The 18,227-nt window shown below is 58.2% G+C and carries 16 protein-coding genes; 6 read left to right on the top strand and 10 right to left on the bottom strand.

Features of this window, described 5'->3' with window-relative positions; all coding sequences use genetic code 11:
• Positions 1 to 753: 753 nt before the first annotated feature.
• Positions 754 to 3,612: a PAS domain S-box protein gene (locus ACYVAC_RS12990; RefSeq protein WP_461098118.1), complete on the top strand. Its 2,859-nt coding sequence runs from the start codon at positions 754 to 756 to the stop codon at positions 3,610 to 3,612.
• A complete protein-coding gene (locus tag ACYVAC_RS12985; protein ID WP_461098117.1) occupies positions 3,609 to 4,298 on the top strand; it encodes a LytR/AlgR family response regulator transcription factor in 690 nt (229 codons plus the stop codon). Before ACYVAC_RS12990 ends, ACYVAC_RS12985 begins: the two co-directional genes overlap by 4 nt.
• Positions 4,299 to 4,375: 77 nt before the next feature.
• Here the strand turns inward: ACYVAC_RS12985 and ACYVAC_RS12980 are convergent, their stop codons facing one another.
• The 3 genes from ACYVAC_RS12980 to ACYVAC_RS12970 all read right to left on the bottom strand — a co-directional run bounded on the left by ACYVAC_RS12980 (position 4,376) and on the right by ACYVAC_RS12970 (position 8,120).
• Positions 4,376 to 5,869 carry a response regulator gene (locus tag ACYVAC_RS12980; protein ID WP_461098116.1) on the bottom strand — a complete coding sequence of 498 codons (1,494 nt, stop codon included), beginning with the start codon at positions 5,867 to 5,869 and terminating at the stop codon, positions 4,376 to 4,378.
• Between the two features lie 392 nt (positions 5,870 to 6,261).
• Positions 6,262 to 6,687: a response regulator gene (locus ACYVAC_RS12975; RefSeq protein ID WP_461098115.1), complete on the bottom strand. Its 426-nt coding sequence runs from the start codon at positions 6,685 to 6,687 to the stop codon at positions 6,262 to 6,264.
• A 92-nt stretch (positions 6,688 to 6,779) separates the two neighbouring features.
• Positions 6,780 to 8,120 carry a TolC family protein gene (locus ACYVAC_RS12970; protein ID WP_461098114.1) on the bottom strand — a complete coding sequence of 447 codons (1,341 nt, stop codon included), beginning with the start codon at positions 8,118 to 8,120 and terminating at the stop codon, positions 6,780 to 6,782.
• Between the two features lie 255 nt (positions 8,121 to 8,375).
• Between ACYVAC_RS12970 and ACYVAC_RS12965 the strand changes: the two genes are divergently transcribed.
• From ACYVAC_RS12965 to ACYVAC_RS12950, 4 genes are read left to right on the top strand one after another with little or no spacing between them, the layout of a single operon-like run.
• A complete protein-coding gene (locus tag ACYVAC_RS12965) occupies positions 8,376 to 9,056 on the top strand; it encodes a response regulator transcription factor (RefSeq protein ID WP_461098113.1) in 681 nt (226 codons plus the stop codon).
• 41 nt (positions 9,057 to 9,097) lie between these two features.
• Positions 9,098 to 10,462: a carbohydrate porin gene (locus ACYVAC_RS12960; protein ID WP_461098112.1), complete on the top strand. Its 1,365-nt coding sequence runs from the start codon at positions 9,098 to 9,100 to the stop codon at positions 10,460 to 10,462.
• 42 nt (positions 10,463 to 10,504) lie between these two features.
• A complete protein-coding gene (locus ACYVAC_RS12955; RefSeq protein WP_461098111.1) occupies positions 10,505 to 11,236 on the top strand; it encodes a hypothetical protein in 732 nt (243 codons plus the stop codon).
• Between the two features lie 39 nt (positions 11,237 to 11,275).
• Positions 11,276 to 12,082, top strand: coding sequence for a potassium channel family protein (locus ACYVAC_RS12950; RefSeq protein WP_461098110.1), 807 nt, complete (start codon positions 11,276 to 11,278; stop codon positions 12,080 to 12,082).
• Between the two features lie 49 nt (positions 12,083 to 12,131).
• Here ACYVAC_RS12950 and ACYVAC_RS12945 read toward each other — a convergent pair whose 3' ends face one another.
• The 7 genes from ACYVAC_RS12945 to trpS form a co-directional block, all read right to left on the bottom strand.
• Positions 12,132 to 12,578, bottom strand: a complete 447-nt coding sequence (locus tag ACYVAC_RS12945) for a hypothetical protein (RefSeq protein WP_461098109.1) — start codon at positions 12,576 to 12,578, stop codon at positions 12,132 to 12,134.
• A gap of 141 nt (positions 12,579 to 12,719) precedes the next feature.
• Complete coding sequence (locus tag ACYVAC_RS12940) at positions 12,720 to 13,289, bottom strand: 50S ribosomal protein L25/general stress protein Ctc (protein ID WP_461098108.1); 570 nt, start codon at positions 13,287 to 13,289, stop codon at positions 12,720 to 12,722.
• Positions 13,290 to 13,414: 125 nt separating this feature from the next.
• On the bottom strand, positions 13,415 to 14,356 hold the full coding sequence (locus tag ACYVAC_RS12935) for a ribose-phosphate pyrophosphokinase (RefSeq protein WP_461098107.1): 942 nt from the start codon (positions 14,354 to 14,356) through the stop codon (positions 13,415 to 13,417).
• Positions 14,357 to 14,406: 50 nt separating this feature from the next.
• Positions 14,407 to 15,006 (bottom strand): phosphatase PAP2 family protein, encoded by a 600-nt coding sequence (locus ACYVAC_RS12930; RefSeq protein ID WP_461098106.1) that lies wholly within the window; start codon positions 15,004 to 15,006, stop codon positions 14,407 to 14,409.
• A 196-nt stretch (positions 15,007 to 15,202) separates the two neighbouring features.
• On the bottom strand, positions 15,203 to 16,111 hold the full coding sequence (locus ACYVAC_RS12925; RefSeq protein WP_461098105.1) for a sugar phosphate isomerase/epimerase family protein: 909 nt from the start codon (positions 16,109 to 16,111) through the stop codon (positions 15,203 to 15,205).
• 28 nt (positions 16,112 to 16,139) lie between these two features.
• Positions 16,140 to 16,901 (bottom strand): deoxyribose-phosphate aldolase, encoded by a 762-nt coding sequence (deoC, locus tag ACYVAC_RS12920; protein ID WP_461098104.1) that lies wholly within the window; start codon positions 16,899 to 16,901, stop codon positions 16,140 to 16,142.
• Positions 16,902 to 17,234: 333 nt separating this feature from the next.
• Positions 17,235 to 18,212: a tryptophan--tRNA ligase gene (gene trpS / locus ACYVAC_RS12915; protein ID WP_461098103.1), complete on the bottom strand. Its 978-nt coding sequence runs from the start codon at positions 18,210 to 18,212 to the stop codon at positions 17,235 to 17,237.
• Between the last annotated feature and the right edge of the window lie 15 nt (positions 18,213 to 18,227).

The following is an 18,227-nucleotide window of genomic DNA, read 5'->3' as shown; positions in this document are numbered from 1 at the left end:
GGACGAATCCAAAGCGCTACGCCAGGCAAATTATGGGCTGGGTCGGTATCGCGCAAACGACTGAACAGACATTCGTCGAGGCTGCCGTTGACCAATAGCACGTGGTCGTTTGGGGCAGGCATCGGTTCGTCGGCGGGCTTTATCGTTGTAGAGCCTCTAAATCACGCCGGTCCCATCCATTCAGGCTGAAAATCTACAGGCCGTTGGACAGCGCCCGCCCGGGGGTAAAAATTTGCCCCTGAGCGGGTTGCTCGTAACCAGAAACCGAACTCCCTAAACCGGTTTACAGGCGTATCCTGAAAACTATATAGAATTAGCGCACATTAAATTAGCTTGCAAACGGGCTGGCTGAAATTTTGCTGTATTACAGCCGGGATTTTTTAATTCGGGTCAGGGTAAAAAAAAGCCTGCAGAAACCATACATACTGGCGGTAGGAATCGACAATTCTGCGTGTTCGTTTCCAGTGCCATAACCTGGCTAATTAGCTGAGTTAAAACGATCGGTTTGCTTTAATTGAGGGTCAATAAATTGATTGGTAGTTGATTGTGTATCCTGTTATTGGTTTTTTGTCGATCAGAAATGGATTGCCGGTTTCCAGAAAAGCCAGTACAAAGCGTCAGAAACCGATTGCTATTAATATAGTAATATGAATAGCAATCAGATTAAATGGATTGTCGTTTCGGCTCGAAACAGGCAGCCTACAGTAGTTCAAACCGGAATGAGTCGATAAGCGGAACGCTTGTACGTATAAAATGGACGAAATAACACTTTTACGGAGCAAACTGGCGCGTGAGCAGGCTGCCAGACAACAGGCAGAACGCATTCTGGAAGTTAAAGCCTTCGAACTTTACGAAGCCAATCTGCAACTGAAGAGCCTGAACGAAAATCTGGAGCAACAGGTAGTCGAGGGCATCACTGCGCTGCGGCAGGTCGAGGAAAGTTATCGGGAACTGATCGATTCGGTCGAGGATGTCATTTACCGAATCTCACCCGAAGGCTATTTCACGTTTATGAGTTCGGCCGTGGAAAGCCGGCTTGGCTACAGCGTGGGCGAAACACTGGGCCGGCATTTTACCGAGTTTGTTCGGGAAGACTACCGCACCAGGCTCGTGCAGTTTTACCAGCGCGTTCTGGAGCAGCGGCTCAACAGTACCTATATCGATTTCCCGGCGCTCACCCGCGATGGGCAGACCGTCTGGATCGGGCAGTCGGTACGGCTCATCGAGCGCGACGGGGCCGTGGTCAATCTGGTGGCAGTGGCCCGTGATATCACCGAAAACCGGATGATTCAGGAAAACCTGCTGACGGCCCAGACCCGGCTGTCGACACTGATTACCAACCTGCAGCGGGCCGTGCTGGTCGAGGACGAACAACGCCGGCTTATACTGGTCAACCAGCAGTTTTGCGATATGTTCTCGTTCTCGCTGACACCCGAGCAGCTGGTTGGTTTCGACTGTACGCAGGCCGCTGAGCAATCGAAGCATTTGTTTGCCAATCCCGACGCGTTTGTTGCCCGCCTTACGGAGGTGCTGGACCGGCAGGAACTGGTCTCCGATGAGCTGATTCATATGGCCGACGGACGCGTGCTGCAGCGCGACTACGTACCCATTTTTCTGGAAGGGGAGTACCGCGGGCACCTCTGGAAGTATGGCGATGTGACGCAGCAGTTCAAGGCGAGCGAGCAGATCCGGAAAAGCGAGGAAAAATACCGCGGCATCATGAACAACATGGAGCTGGGCCTGGTAGAAGTCGACAACCAGCACGTGATTCTGCGCGCGTACGACCGCTTCTGCGATATGGTGGGCTACACGGAGGCCGAGCTGGTCGGGCGCAAGGCAACCGAACTGCTGCCTCCGGGCAAATATATGGATGTGGTGGCGGAGAACCAGGCCCGCCGGCAGCGCCGGGAGGCCAGTTCGTATGAACTGGAGCTGGTGCGCAAGGATGGGCAGCACATCTGGTCGATTGTGAGCGGTGCGCCCATCCTCAACGATGATGGCGACGTGGTGGGCTCGATGGGGGTACACTACGACATTACCGAACGCAAGGCACTGGAGGTAGAACTGGCCAAAGCCCGGGCCGTAGCCGAAGACGCCCGCGAAGCCGAGAAGCAGTTTCTGGCCAACATGAGCCACGAAATCCGGACACCCCTCAACGCCATTATCGGCATGGCCCACCTGCTGTTCGACACCCGTCCTACCCGGCAGCAGTATGAGTACCTCGAGATCCTGAAAACATCGGCCGATTTTCTGCACAGCCTGATCTCGAACCTGCTCGACATGGCCAAAATCGAAGCGGGCCGGATCGATGTACATACCCATCCGTTCGATCTGGCCGGTACGCTCCGGACGCTGCAACGCGTGTTCCAGATCAAACTCGAGAGCCGGCCCATCGAACTCGATATGACGATCGACGAGCGGCTCCATGAGGCTTACATCGGCGACGACCTGCTGCTGAACCAGATTCTGCTCAACCTTATCGGCAACGCCGAGAAGTTTACCGAGCGGGGCCAGATCATGATCGATGTGCGACTGATTCGGGAGGAGCCCGCCCGCCACTGGATTCAGTTCAGCATTACCGACACGGGCGTGGGCATTGCGGCCGAAAAGCTGGAGCTTATCTTCCAGAAGTTCAGGCAGGTCAACGCCGAGGGGCATAAGCACAAAGGCACAGGGCTGGGGCTGGCCATCACCCGGCAGCTGGTCGAGTTGCTGACCGGAACGATCGAGGTGACGAGCGCCCCCGGCCTGGGCACTACCTTTACCGTTGCGCTGCCTTTCGAACCAACCGACGAGAAGCTGGTGCTGCGCGAGCCCGAACAGCATCAGATCGATGCACCCCTGACCGATCCGGGGCAGTGCCTGATTCTGGTTGCCGAAGACAATGTGATGAACCAGAAGTACATCAGCAGTCTGCTCGAAAAGTGGGCCATCCCGTTCGTTATTGCGTCCGACGGGAAGCAGGCCGTAGCCAACGCCCAGCAGCAGGTGTTTACGATGATCCTTATGGACCTGCAAATGCCGGTGATGGATGGCTATGAAGCCACCATTACCATTCGAAACACGCAGAACCCAAACCAGCATACGCCGGTTATAGCCCTGACGGCGTCGGCGATGATCGATCAGAAAAACAAGGCCGCCAAGGCTGGCATGAATGATTTCATTTCGAAGCCGTTCTCGCCCAACCTCTTACTAAGCACAATCCAACGGTATATGGCTATAAACGAAACCGGTTCCCAGGCGGGGGAGAGCCTTACCAGCTCGCCATTGCTCGATCACGCGCGGATCGATGAGATTTATGGCTTCGACAAGGCCTACGCAGCCGAGATGTTCCAGGTGTTCCTGTCCGACGTGCTGCCCGACTTCCCACTGATTCAGTCGCTAATTTTACAGGAAGACTGGGTTGAATTAGGAAAACTGGCTCATAAATTGAAGCCTACCCTTGGCATGGTCGGCCTGACCGGGCTGGAGAAAAAAATGCTGGGCATCGAGCGGCAGGCCAAAGACGCGCCAGACCGGGCCAGCCTGCAGGAAAAATGGGAGGATGTGCAGAGCGATCTGGACCGGAGTGTTCCGGTGCTGAAACAGGAATTAGTTAAGCTTAAGGTATGAAGCCAAGGTGCATAATCGTTGAAGATGAAGTAATGGCCCGTAAATCGCTCCAGCGGCTCTGCGAACAGCACGGCTCGCTGGAGTTGCTGGCAGTATTCGAAAATGCGGAAGATGCGCTGGCGTTTCTGTCGACCGAAGAGGTCGATCTGATCTGGCTCGATGTAGAAATGCCCGGGCTCTCGGGCTTCGACCTGCTCGAAAATCTGACTTCCATGCCCCAGGTGGTGATGACAACCACCAAGACCGAATACGCCTTCGATGCGTACCAGTATCAGGTGACCGATTACCTCCAGAAGCCTGTTACTCAGCCCCGTTTCAAGATTGCGGTTGAAAAAGTGCTCGATCTGAACAACCGCAAAACGGCCGTGTCGACCGAGCGGCAGGAAATCTATATCAAAACCGACGGTCGTTATATCCGGCTGCCGTACACCGAGATCCTGTACGTGGAGAACGTGGGCGACTACGTAAAAATAGTCACCAAAACGCAGGCCCACGTGGTGCACACTACCATGAAGTACCTCGAAGAAAAGCTGGGCTCTCCCTTCCTGCGGGTGCACCGCTCGTTTATCGTTCACCTCGACAAAATCGTCGACATCGAGGAAAACAACCTGGTGGTCGATAAAAAAGTGATTCCCATCAGCCGGGCCAACAAGCCTGAACTGATGAACCGGCTCAACCTGCTGTAAAGCGCCACAGACCAGCGTCGGCTGTTGACATATTTGACTACTGGCATGTGTTTTGAGCACGTGCCAGCCTGGTTACCCTAGGCCCGGCCAGACAGCCGGGCCATTTTCTGGAACAGTACTTTGGGATTGAACGGCTTGGTTACGTAATCGGTAACACCAGCCTGTACAGCCCGCTCGTAATCGGCGGGCGTGGCCGAGGCCGTCAGCGCCACAATGGGCATAAACGGGTCCTGCTTCCTGATTTCGCGGGTGGCCGTATAGCCATCCATAACGGGCATCTGCAGGTCCATCAGAATCAGGTCGTACCGATCGGGCGTAAACTTGTTGAGCGCCAGGCGACCGTTTTCGGCTACTTCAACCACTATTTTCCAGTTTTCGAGCAGCCGGCTGGCCAGGCAGATATTGATGGGATAATCATCGACCAGCAGCACCCGAAGCCCGTTCAGCGTTTGTGGGTTCGGCTCCAGATCGACAACCGCACCCGACCGGTATTCATCGGGCCCCAGTTCGAGCGCAATCCGGAACGAGAACGTGGTGCCCTTACCCGGTTCGCTGTGCAGCGAAATATCGCTCCCGAAAAGCTGCAGCAGTGTCCGCGCCATGCCCAGCCCAGAACCAACAAACGACTGGTTCAGCGACCGATTGGACTGACTGAACGATTCCAGGATCATCGATTGCCGGGTGGGTTCGATCCCAACGCCGGTATCGCTCACCGCCACGTACAGATCGACCTGGCGGCTGCTGCGCTGCTGCTGCAGCAATTCGAGCGTAATGTGGCCGTGTTCGGTGTACCTGATGGCATTGTCGAGCAGGATGCTGATGATCTGACCCAGCCGAACGGCATCGCCCACAACGCGCTGCGGTAGCGAGTCGTCGATCTGAAGCCGGATGTCGTTGTGGCGCTCGCCGGCTTTAGGCAGGTAGTCCTTTTGCAGCGTCGACAGCAGCTGCCGCAGATCGAAGGTCGTTTTGCTGAGCGTCAGCGCTCCAGCCTCAATTTTGTTGAAATCCAGAATGTCGTTGACCAGCCGGTGCAGCGAGTCGGCCGATTGTTGCAGCATGCGCAGGTGATCAGACAGGGGGGGCGTGGTCGGTTCCTGCTGCATCAGGTACGTCAGGCCCACAATGGCGTTGAGCGGAGTGCGCAGCTCATGACTGATCGTCGACAGAAAAGCCGATTTGGCGTGGGCCGCCTGATCGGCTTCCAGCTGGGCCTGTTTCAGTTCGGTCGCCATCATGTTGCGGGCCGTTATCTGCGTTTCCACGCACTCAACAATACCCAGCAGGTTGTCTTCGGTCAGGGGGAACGGGTCGAGCTGCTCGCGCGCTGCCAGTGCCTGCATGGCGGCAATCAGGGTCTGAACGGGTGCCTGCTGCCCGGTGTAGGCAACGGGTTGTGGCTCCGGTACGAGGTCGTGGTAGACCCTGTTGCGTTCGTAGTCGATATACGATTCGTTGACAGCCCGAACGAAAGGTTCTATTTCAGGGTGGTTGCGCAGTGTATCGGTCAGATACCGGCTCATCTGCCGCACCAGCGTCTCGTGCATCAATGGAGTTGCCTGCCTGATCATCGCGTTGTCTGGGTTAGCGCCTGTTGAACAGAAGTCAGAAGCAGTGTTTTCGCCTTAGGCTGGCTCAGCCAGGTAAGCTGGCAAAGCGGCCGGCAATCGATCGATGGATAGGGTTGCATAGTGCAGTTGTGATAGGGTCAGCTGCAGAACCACCGGTGGGATGGAAGTAGCGGACTGGCTCACAAAGGTGGCGCAGCCAACGGCGATCCGTTCGGACTATTCGACAAACGGCAACTTTTCGTCGTTTTTCAGAACCAAACAATCGGTTAATGCGATCCGCCGGTTGGCGTCAGGGTACAGCAGCCGCAATAGTTGCCGCCAGATCAGGCACTTAAACAAGCGGCACTTCCTGTTACCACCCGGTTACCGGGCGTGGGGCAAAGCGGCCGGGTTTAAACGAATCGGTTGGGGTGCAGGCAGTGCCGCCAGTAGGTAACGATGAGCTGAATCTGGGTCTGCAGCTCATCGTAGGTCGACGCTTTCTGGAAAAAGCCCTGCACGGTTTCGTCGTAGGCCTGACCCACCAGGGTGGAATTCGATGCGGTAGTCAGAAAGACAAAGGGGATCGAACGTCGGCGCAGGGTTTCGCTGGTGTTGATGATCCGGCGCAGCTCTAGCCCGTTCATCAGGGGCATATTCACGTCGCACAGGATCAGGAAAGGCTGGAGTGGGGTCGATTCCAGAAAATGAAGCGCTTCCTGCCCGTTAGGAAAGAAAAGCAGGGTGTTGGGCAACCCCTGGGCCTTTAGAGCTTCACCAATCAGAAACTGGTCATCTTCATCGTCTTCAATAATCAGAATGGGGCCTTTTAGCGACATGCGTGCGGATGTTGGGTACCTGTCAGTTCGGGTAAAGATACGAGTGTGGGGCCAATTCGGGCACGAACGCCCCACACCAGGATCGGATACCCTTAAAAAAAGCGGGTATTGGTGGCGTAGTTGAACTGCTGCTGCGCCTGGAAGAGGTTATTCTGCAGGTTGATGTTGTTGAGCTGGGCCTGCTGATAGGTTCGGATTTTATCGAGGTAATCGAGCAGCCCAATGGCCCGGACGTTATACGCCCTGGTGGCCTCTACCGACAGATTCTGAATCCGGTCGAGGTAGCCGGCCGGGCGCCCCTCGACCTGCCGGTAGTAGGTGTTGAGTTTATCGAAGGCGTTGAGTACATCGCTCTGCACCACGGTTTGCTGATTTTCCTGCGCAGCCGTGTTGGCCTCCAGCGTTAGCTCAGCCGCCCGGATGGCCCCCTGATTGCGGTTCCGCACGGGCAGGTCGATACCCAGTTGCAGCCCCGTGAAATTGATGTAGGCGTTGCCGTACCGTTCGTAGAGTATGCCCGCCGTCAGGTCTGGGGTTCGGCGCGATTTTTCGACGGCCAGACTGCGCTGCGCGTTGGTGATCTGCTCCTGGGTAAGGTTAATGTCGGGTCGGTTGGCACGGGCCGAGTCGAGGGCGGTGTTGAGGGCCGGCAGGGCCGGGGTATTGCTGGGCAGTTCGGTCGGCACGATAAACGTACCGCTGGGCTGCCGCAACAGCACCCGCAGCGTGGCCTGTTCGTCGGCAATCTGCGTGCTGTAGTTGGCAATATTAGCCTGCAGGTCGCGCGTGGCCACTTCCAGCCGCGTCACTTCGTAGGGCGCTACCCCGCCCGTCCGGAGCGCCACTCGGTACGATTCGACCAGCCGCTGTTGCCGGCCTAGTTCATCCTGAAACAGCTTTATCGCCTGCAGGTCGTAATACAGGTTGGCGTAGGTGGTATAGAGCTGGTAGCGCAGGCTGCGGAGGGCATCGCGGAAGGCCAGCTGCGCCAGCGACCGATTGCTCTCGGCCAGGGCCACCAGCTTACTGCGCTTGCCGGCCAGCAGAAACAACTGCTGCAGCTGCACCGAGAAATACCCACTGTTGAATACCTGGTTGTTCAGATCAGCCCGCGAGGGCGTGGCCAGGGGCAGCACCTTACCCGTATTGGGGTTGAACAGGTTCGTTTGGAAAAAAAGCGACGGGTTGGGCCGCAGACCTGCCTGGGTGATACCAGCCCCGGCTACGTCGACCTGGTATTTCTGGGCAATCAGCTGATAGTTGCGGGTCAGAAACTGCTCTTCGAGTTGCTGAAGGCTCTGACGAAGCGTGTCGGCGGTCTGCACCGTGGTGGCGGGCGGGGTGGTCTGGGCCCGCAGCGGTGTCAACGGCAGCGCCAGTGAAACAAGCAGGCCACTACCTGCCAGGGAGTTACGAAATGAACGGTAGATCATACAGCGGGATGAGAGCAGAATAGACAGATGGCCTCGATCCGGGGTGCAAGTACCGCCGGCCCCGTTAATCTTCCATTAAAGAAAAATTAAGGATTTCTTAAAAAAAGCAGGCTGGTTTGCCGGGCCTGCGCGGCCGACGATTTACTCGTAATTTAATGACGCTTTAAACTTGATTTAAGATCGGCCGCTCACCTTTGCCCCTGTCGGAGCCAGTGTAGACTCCGGCAGGTGTATAGGGAACGTTGTGCTGAACGTATGAAAATTTTACTGATTGAAAACGACGCTGACTATCAGGCATCCGTAAAACGACTGCTGGATCGCCATCCCTACCGGCTCGAACTGGTCGACACGGGCTGGCTGGGTATATCGGCGGCCCTGCACGGGCGCTATGATATGCTGGTAGTCGATGCGGAACTGCCCGATCTGGATGGTTTCGATCTGGTTCGGCGGCTGCGCAAGGAAGGCGACATTACGCCGGTGCTGATGGTGTCGCGGCTGGCGTCGGCCGCCGACAAGGCGCGGGGGCTCTACGCCGGCGCCGACGATTACCTGGTGCGACCGGCCGATCCCGACGAGCTGCTGGCCCGACTTTATGCCCTGCACCGCCGGCGCACCGGTGGGCTCCATGCCCCAACGGTTATCAGTGCCGCCAATTTACACCTCAACGTCGCTGAGAAAGTGGCCTATCGGGCCAGTAAACGAATTCGACTGACCGCCCGCGAATTTCAGCTGCTCTCGTATCTGATCGAAAACGCGGGTCGGGTCGTCACCAAAACGCAGATCCTGGAGAAAGTATGGGACTCACCCACCAACGTCAAAACGAACAAAGTAGAGGTATACATCAATTTTCTCCGGAAGAAGATCGACCACGGTTTCGAGCACAAACTCATACAGACGGCAATGGGGGTCGGCTACCTGCTGCGGGCCAACCTCTAGGCGGGCATTTAGCCGGTCGATGGCTTGGCATACTGGCGGGTGTGCTGTGGGCGGGGCTCGCGCAGGCGCAGCAGGATAACAACAACAATTACCTCGACTCGCTTAAAAACTGGAGTCTTCACTACCAGTTTACGACCATTGTGCAGGGGCATGCCGGCTTTCACGGCGCGGGCTACGATGGCCGCAACACCCTGAGCGAACAGCCCGACACGGCGCTGTCGGTAACAACTACGCTGTTTATCGGCCGGCGGCTCTGGCGCGGGGCAGGCCTGTATCTGAACCCCGAAATTGCGGGTGGCCGCGGGGTGGGCCATCGTAACAGCCAGTCGCCCAACGACGAAAGTCTGTACGCGCCGGCCGTCGGCGTGGCGGGTTTTCCCAACGGCGAAACCTTTCGGATCGGCAGTGCCCGGCCCGCTCTCTACATAGCCCGCTTCTACATCGAACAGGTGTTTCCCATCGGCAACGACCCCACGGCGGTCGAAACCGAGTCGGGTGCCAACCAGGTCAAGGGGAGTCTGCCGGCGTCGCGCGTGGTCATCACGGCGGGTAAGTTTTCGGTGGCCGATATGTTCGACAACAACCGTTACGCCCATGACCCCCGCAGCCAGTTCATGAACTGGTCGCTGATGAGCTTGGGGGCCTGGGATTACCCGGCCAATACCCGGGGGTACACCTACGCGGTGGCGGGCGAATACATCCGACCCACCTACGCCCTGCGGGCCGCCGTCAGCCTGATGCCGAAAACGGCCAACGGCAACGTACTTGACTGGCGCGTGGGGCAGTCCAATGCGCTGACCCTTGAATACGAACAGCAGTACCGGCTGCTGCCCCGGCCGGGCATCGTGCGGGTGCTGGGCTTCCGCAACCGAACCAAAGCACCGGCCTATGCCGAGGCCACACAGCGGCTGCAGCAAACCGGATCGGTGGGCGACCCGCCGTTTGTGCTGACGGGCGAACGCTACGGCGGCATCAAATACGGCTTCGGCCTGAACCTGGAGCAGCCGCTGGGCAACGTGGGCGGCCTGTTTGTGCGGGCGAGCTGGAACGATGGCCGCACGGCCACCTGGGCATTTACCGAGATCGACCGCAGCCTGACGGTGGGCGGACTGATTGGCGGGCACCGCTGGCGTCGCCCCAACGATGGGATCGGCCTGTCGGTGGCAGTCAACGGCATTTCGCCCGATCACCGGGCTTACCTCAATGCCGGGGGCTACGGTTTCATGCTGGGCGACGGCCGTTTGCCCCATTACCAGACCGAAAATAGCCTGGAAGCGTATTACAGCGCCCGGATGGCCCGAACACTCTACCTGACGCTTGATTATCAGCTGATCCAGCATCCCGGCTATAATGCCGACCGGGGACCCGTACACCTGCTGGCCCTGCGCACCCACGTTGAGTTCTGACCGCCCGCTAAACCGAAGAACGGGTTGTTCTGTTTGATGGTCATGCTATTGCCCACGACCCTGCTGCTGCTTTCCCTTCGCCTGACCCCTGTCGACTCGCTGGCGCCGACGGATACGGTTCGGCCGGCGCGTCGACACCTGGCGCCGGCGTTCAACCTCGACTTTCGGGATTCCTTTCTCGAAAGCCAGCATGTAAACGTGTGGGGTATCAACGCCGGCATTGAGTTCGGCGCCAAGAAGCATCAGCTCACCCTGGGGTATTACTGGATCAGCTACGCGACCTACCTGCGGCTGATCGACTGGCGACGCGATGCCGCCCGGCGCGTGAACCTGTCGTATTATACCCGTACCGATATGTGGTTTGTGAGTATGCAGTACTGGTGGAACATGATCAATAATCGACGCTGGATGGTGAGCATTCCGGTCGAAGCGGGCGGAGGGGTGGCCTACGCGCTGCCCCGCGATCTGCGCAAAGACCTACCCATCGACCGTACCCGGCGCGATTTCTTCGTTCCGGTGCAGATCGGTGCCTACGGGCAGTGGAAAGCTACCCGCTGGGTGGGGCTGAGTTTGCAGGCGGGCTATCGCTACTCGGTGTTCCAGACCAGCATCGATCAGAACTTCAACGGAACATACTACAGCGTTGGCGCCACCATCTACCCGGCGCTGCTGACCGATATGTGGCGATTCATCCGGAAAAAAGACCGTATTTCGCCCCTGCACCCCCCGCGCTCCCGTCAGACGGCATCGACCGCCGGGGCTGGCCGCCAGTAGGAGCCGGGTCGGGTGGATAACCAATCCGTCTGTACGCGTATGGCAACGTCGGCCTCCGATACCCCGCCCGAACCCAACGGGCCGCCCCGGCACCAGTGGTTCATGCTGTTGTTGTCAAGTTATGTGGTGCTGGCGCTGCTGGTGCGCGAGCTGGTGGTACTGCCCCGCTCGGTACAATACCTGCTCGACTGGGTCGATACCGGCATCTGCCTGTATTTTCTCTACGATTTTGGCTGGCGGCTCTACCGCGCTCCCGACAAATGGCGGTTTATGCGCTGGGGCTGGATCGATCTGCTGGCCAGCATACCGGCGGTGGGCTGGCTTCGGCTGGGGCAGCTGGTACGCATTCTGCGTATTCTGCGGCTGCTCCGGGTGTTTCGGTCGGCGCGTGATTACCTCAACTACCGGTATCGCGAGCGGGCCAACGGCACACTGGCGGTGGTGCTCCTGACGGCGCTGCTGCTGATGGTCTGCGGAGCTATCGCTATTCTTTACATCGAGCGCGACAGTGCCCAGGCCAATATCAAAACGTTTGGCGATGCGCTGTGGTGGGCGTTTGTGACGATCACCACGGTTGGCTACGGCGACCGCTACCCCGTTACAACCGTGGGGCGGTTGATTGCGGCCGTACTGATGATTGCCGGGGTGGGGCTGTTCGGTACGTTTACGGGCTACGTAGCGAGTTTTTTTGTGGAAGAGGAACAGGCCCAGGACGAAAGCGACCTGCGGCTGCTGATTAGCGAGGTGCGCCAGCTACGCGAAAAGATCGAACAACTGGAGCAGCGGCAAATCGACTCCCTGCCCGCTCCCCACCGGTCCGACGACGTGGCGGGCCGTTCGCACTGAACCCACGTTGCCCGGCACCCGTTGCACGGCGCCCGTTGCACGGCGCCCCTTACAATTTTCTGAAGCGCGTTGACAGGCCGCTGAAATATGGGCGTTGCGACGCTGCGTACTGCAGCACGTTGGGTTGCGAACAGGTCATGTAAAGCAGGCTGGAGTCTTTACCGGGATTGAGCCGCACAACATAGCTGACGCAGGCATTGATGGAAAAGTCCTGTACCACCGGCAGCCGGCCGTACTGCACGGTAACGGGGACCCGGCCACTGCTGATACCCTCCATCCGCACATCGACGGTATCGCTGGAAACGCTGCGGAGGATTAGTCTGATTGTATCGCCGGGAATCGGGAGGGGCGTAGCGTTGAACTGACGGACATACGTACCCGCAACGGCGGGCGCCGGTGCGGGCAGGGTCAGCAGATTTTCGCGGCTGCACGACAGGCCCACCAGCGTGCTGATTAACCAACAGGATAGCCTGCAGAATGTGGTTGAGGGGCGCATACGCATACGGTTTCAAGCAGAACGACCCGGCGCGGCTTTCCTGATACGTCGCCCGCGTTTATTATGCAGGCGGTAGGGGGCTAAAAAAAACAACCCCGCTCAAGGCTGAGCGGGGTTGCCGAATGCGTCGTGACGCGGGGCTTACTTGGCCGAAACCTGACCGCGCAGTGCCCGTGGGATTTCGATGCTGGCCACCGGGTTCGAGGCTTCTTCGAGCATCTCGATGTTCTCAACCGGAATCTGACCAACCCGAACCGATTTACCGAGGTCGAGTTTCGATACGTCGACATCGATGAATTGGGGGATGTTCTCGATGGGGCCTTTCACGCGCAGTTTCCGAACGCGCGTTACCAGTTTACCACCTTTCTGTACGCCGGGGGCGGTGCCTACCAGCCGAACAGGAACTGCGATTTTAACGTCTTTGCCGTCTTTTACTTCCAGGAAGTCGGCGTGCAGCAGCACGTCGCTCACGGGGTGGAACTGAGCTTCCTGCAGAATCGAACGATACTCGACGCCTTCGATGTTCAGTTTTACTTCAAATACGTTGGCCGTGTAGATCAGGTCGCGGAACAGGATCGCTGGTGCGTAGAAGTGCACCTGCGTGTCGCCACCATACAATACGCACGGAACATTGCCCTCGGCCCGAATCGCTTGTGATTCCGTGCGGCCGAGATTCGCTCGTTGATACCCTACAATCTCGATTGATTTCATAAAACGTTGCCAACGGCCCACCGCCGGCGATTAAGATGAATGGAAACCGGACGTGGGCATCCGGCAGGTCTTTGATCGGTTTACGGTTTACAGTATACTGAGCACTGTGAACCGTAAACCCAAAACTAGTTTCGTATAAACAGCGAGCTGATCGATTCGTGGTCCCGAATGCGGCCAATGGCTTTGGCAAACAGTTCGGCCACCGACAGCACGCGGATTTTTTCGTTGGTCTGGCTCATCGGCAGCGTGTCCGAAACAACCAGTTCATCGAGCACCGAGTTGGCGATATTCTCGTGGGCCTTGCCCGACATAACCGGGTGCGTACACACGGCCCGTACCGACTTGGCGCCTTTATCGAGAATGATCTGGGCGGCTTTGGCCATCGTACCCCCCGTATCGATCAGGTCATCGACGAGTACGACGTTGGCGCCTTCCACATCCCCGATCACCTGCATCGAGGCTATCTCGTTGGCCCGTTTGCGGTGCTTGTCGCACAGTACGATGTCGGCGTTGAAATGCTTGGCAAAAGTCCGGGCCCGGTTGGCACCACCCACGTCGGGCGAGGCAATCACCAGGTTATCGAGCCCCAGGCTTTTGATGTAGGGAACGAAGACCGACGTACCTTCCAGATGATCGACCGGGATATCGAAAAACCCCTGAATCTGGCCCGCGTGGAGGTCGATCGTCATCAGCCGGTCGGCGCCCGCAGCGGTAATCATGTTAGCAATCAGTTTGGCCGCAATCGCCACGCGGGGCTTGTCTTTCCGATCCTGCCGGGCGTAGCCGAAGTAAGGAATCACCACCGTTACGTAGTGAGCGGAGGCCCGCCGGGCAGCGTCTACCATTAGCAGCAGCTCCATCAGGTTTTCGGTGGGGGGCGGTGTCGACTGAATCAGAAACACGTCGCAACCCCGTATCGACTCCTCGAAGCTTGGCGACATCTCACCGTCGCTGAACCGCCGGCAGGTATACCCGCCTAAATCTTTGCCGTAGTAGTGCGCAATTTTTTCGGCCAGGTAGGTAGACTGCGAGCCCGAAAAAATTTTCACCGGATTGAATGCCGCCATCGGTACCGGATAAATTTTCCGCAAAGGTACGGAAAAAAGCGGCACCCCGCTCAGTAGATTCGACTTTTCCGCGATTGATTCAGCCGGGCCAGTTGTTGGCCGCCCGTTGTTCGTCCGTAGAAATAGACCATGAACCAGGCCGACAGCACGCCGAGCCCCGTACCGGCCAGCACATCGAGCGGGAAATGGGCGGCCACGTAGATGCGGCTGTACGATACCAGCGCAGCCCAGACAAACACGCCCGCCAGGGCCGGATACCGGCGGCCCAGCAGTAGCCAGAGCGAGGTGGCCAGCGCAAACGTGGTGGCCGCGTGCGACGAAACGAAGCTGTATAGCCCGCCACACTCGAGTACCGGGTGAATGAGTTTTTGCAGGCTGGGAGTATGGCAGGGCCGCAGCCGGTGGGTGAGGGGCTTCAGCAGCGATGAAGCTACCTGATCGGCCATGGCTACCGCAGCCCCAATCGTCAGCAGCATCGGCAGCGCCTGTTGCCGAAACCGGTAAACGAGCCAGCCGATCAGCACGACATAGAACGGAATCCAGGTGTTGCGCTCGGTAAATGTGATCATGACCGGATCGAGCCAGGGGGCGCTCTGGTTGTTGAGCCAGACAAACAACTGGCTGTCGAGTCGGTTGAGCGTTTCGATCATGTCAATTTTGGGTATTCAGTTTTCCGTATTCAGTTTACAGGGGTCGTGGTTAGATCGTTTACGGTTTACAGGGGGGGCAGTTTTCGGTGGATGGGCTGGGTTACGGTCGCTCATGCTCTCCAGGTCTTTCCCGGAGAAACCACAGACCACAAACAACAAACGATAAACCACAAACCGTAAACTGCCCCCGCCAGGCCTACAGTACCAGAAACTGACTCAGGTAGTTGCGGGCGGTGAGGATGGCGGTCTGCACATCGTCGGCGTTCGCTTCGTAGGCTTTGTCCTCGACCTCGATGCAGACTGGTCCGCGGTAGCGCACATCGGTGAGGGCGGCAAAGAAGTCACGCCAGCGCACGTCGCCCAGGCCCGGTAGTTTGGGCGAGTGGTACTGCAGCGGATTGGCCATAATGCCGACCCGGTCCAGTCGGTCGCGGTACAGTTTTACGTCTTTGAGGTGAATGTGGTGGAGCCGGTCGGCGTAGGCGTATATGGGTTTCACTTCATCCATCATCTGCCAGATCAGGTGGCTGGGGTCGTAGTTGAGGCCCAGCACCCGCGAGGGCAGCCGTTCGAACACCTGATCCCAGATGGCGGGCGTCGTCATCAGGTTTTTGCCCCCCGGCCACTCGTCGTCGGTAAACCACATGGGGCAGTTTTCGATACCGATTTTTACGTTACAGGCTTCGGCCTCCCGAATAAGGGCTGGCCAGTGCTCGGCCACCAGGTTGAGGTTGTCGGCCACGCTGAGGGCCGTATTGCGACCGATGAAGGTGTTGACGACCGGCACGCCCAGCCGCGCGGCCGCCCGAATGAGCTTCTTGATGTGTTCGCGGGCCAGTTCGCCCTGTTCGGGGTCGAGTGGGTTAGGGTAGTAGCCCAGTCCCGACACCGACACGCCGTAGTGGTTGGTCAGGGTCTGAATCTGTTCGACGTTCAGGTTGTCGACGTCGATGTGCGACACCCCGGCATACCGGCGGGTATCGGCGTTTTGGGTGGGCCAGCACATCAGTTCGACGCACTTGAACCGGTGTTCCGACGCGAATTTCAGAACGGCATTCAGATCGTAGTCGGGCAGGATCGCCGAGACAAAACCAAGTTGCAGCATAGCATTGAGTCGATTAGGGGTTCAGGAATCAGTAGCCCGTTGTGGTGGGCGTCGGTTCAGACAGGGGAGGCCGGCCGGCCCGTTGCCGGGCTTCGTCGAGAATGGCGGCCGTGGCCGAGGTGCCGAGCCGGGTAACGCCCAGCGCTTTCAGGGCCAGCAGGCCGTCGAGCGTGCGTACCCCGCCCGACGCTTTCACGCCGACGCCCGGCCCCACGTGGTCGAGCATCAGCCGCAGGTGGGGTTCGGTAGCGCCCACGTACCCATAGCGCCCGTCGGCCCCGCGCACAAAACCAAAGCCGGTCGAGGTTTTCACGAAGGCCACGCCTACGCGGGTGCAGATGCGACACAACTCGATGATAAACGAGTCGGCCGGCAGGTAGTCGGTTTCAAAAATCACTTTCAGGATGGCCCCCTCGGCCCGGCAGGCATCGTTGATGGCCCGTATTTCGGTTTCGACGGCCTCCCAGCGCTGGTCCAGCACATCCCCCAGATTCACCACCATATCGATTTCAACGGCTCCGTCGCGGCAGGCCTGCAGCGTTTCGGCTACCTTGATGGGGGTGGCATGGCCCCCCGACGGAAAGCCGACCACCGTACCGACGCGCACGCCCGACCCGGCCAGCAGCGTGTGGGCCAGCGGCACGGCGTAGGGCTTGATGCAGACCGATGCCACGCCATACCGGCGGGCCAGCGCGCAGCCGTCGCGCAGTTCCGCTTCGGTGAGGGTGGGGTGCAGCAGCGCATGATCGATCAGGGCCGCCAGTTCGGCAATTGGTTCGTCAGGAGACATGGGAAGTTTGTGGTTTGGGGTTTTCAGTTTACTGTTTTCAGTTTGTAGCTCACCGTTTTATGGCTTCTTCCCTGATCGGTGTTGAGTGGTTCGCGTAGCCGTAAACTGAGCACTGTAAACTGAAAACAGTTTTCTGGTTATGTTCTGTGCCCTGACTGGTTTAGGTAGTTCGCAAAGCGGAAAACAGAAAACCGTAAACAGAAAACTGGTTTCGCTTTATGGCCACTGCTCCTAACCGGGTCTAAGTAGCCAGCGCAGCGGAAAACGGAACCCTGTAAACCGTAAACTGAATACCACAAACCACGAACGACAAACCACAAACTATACACCACCTCAGTTAAAGCCCAGCTTGTCGCGGACGCGTTCGATGGTGCGGCCGGCAATGGCGCGGGCTTTGGCTTCGCCTGCCTGTAGTTCGGCTTCGAGGGCTTCGGGGTTCTCGTAAAAATAATAGTTGAACAGCCGGCGCTCCTCCGCAAAGCGGTCCGACAGCAGTTCGAACAGCGCTTTTTTAGCCGTGCCGTAGCCGTAGTTGCCGCCTTCGTAGTTGGCCCGCATCGTGGCGATTTCGGCCTCGGTGGCCAGTAGCGAATAGAGCTGGAAGGTGATGTCGGTATCCGGGTTCTTGGGCTCCTCGAGGGGCGTCGAGTCCGACTTGATTTTCTTGACTACTTTCCAGAGATCGTTGTCGGGCAGGAAAATATCGATGTAGTTGTTGTACGACTTGCTCATTTTCTGGCCGTCGACACCCGGAATAGTCATCAGCCGGTCGTCGATGCGGGCTTCGGGCAGCACAAACACCTCACTGTCGTACTGCCGGTTGAAGGCGCTGGCAATGTCGCGGGTCATCTCGATATGCTGCCGCTGATCCTTGCCAACGGGAATAATTTCGGCGTCGAACAGCAGAATGTCGGCGGCCTGCAACACGGGGTACACAAACAAGCCGGCGTTCACGGCACTGTACTTGTCCGACTTCTCCTTAAACGAGGTGGCGTTGTTGAGCATCGGCATGGGCGTGAAGCAGCTCAGGTGCCACGCCAGCTCGGTATGTTCGGCCACCCGCGACTGTCGCCAGAACGTGTTTTTGTCGGTGTCGAGGCCAAATGCCAGCCAGGTAGCCGCCACAGCGCGGGTAAACTCCCGGCGCTGCGGCCCATCTTTGATGGTGGTGAGCGAGTGCAGGTCGGCAATAAACAGAAACGACTCGTTGCCGGGCTGTTTCGAGAGGTCGATAGCGGGCTTGATGGCGCCCAGAATGTTACCCAGGTGCGGACGACCGCTGCTCTGGATACCGGTAAGAATGCGTGACATACAGTCGGTATTCGG

This window comes from Spirosoma luteolum, assembly GCF_054778875.1.
Note: the sequence above shows the minus strand (reverse complement) of the source record. Positions and strands in the feature narration are given on the sequence as shown.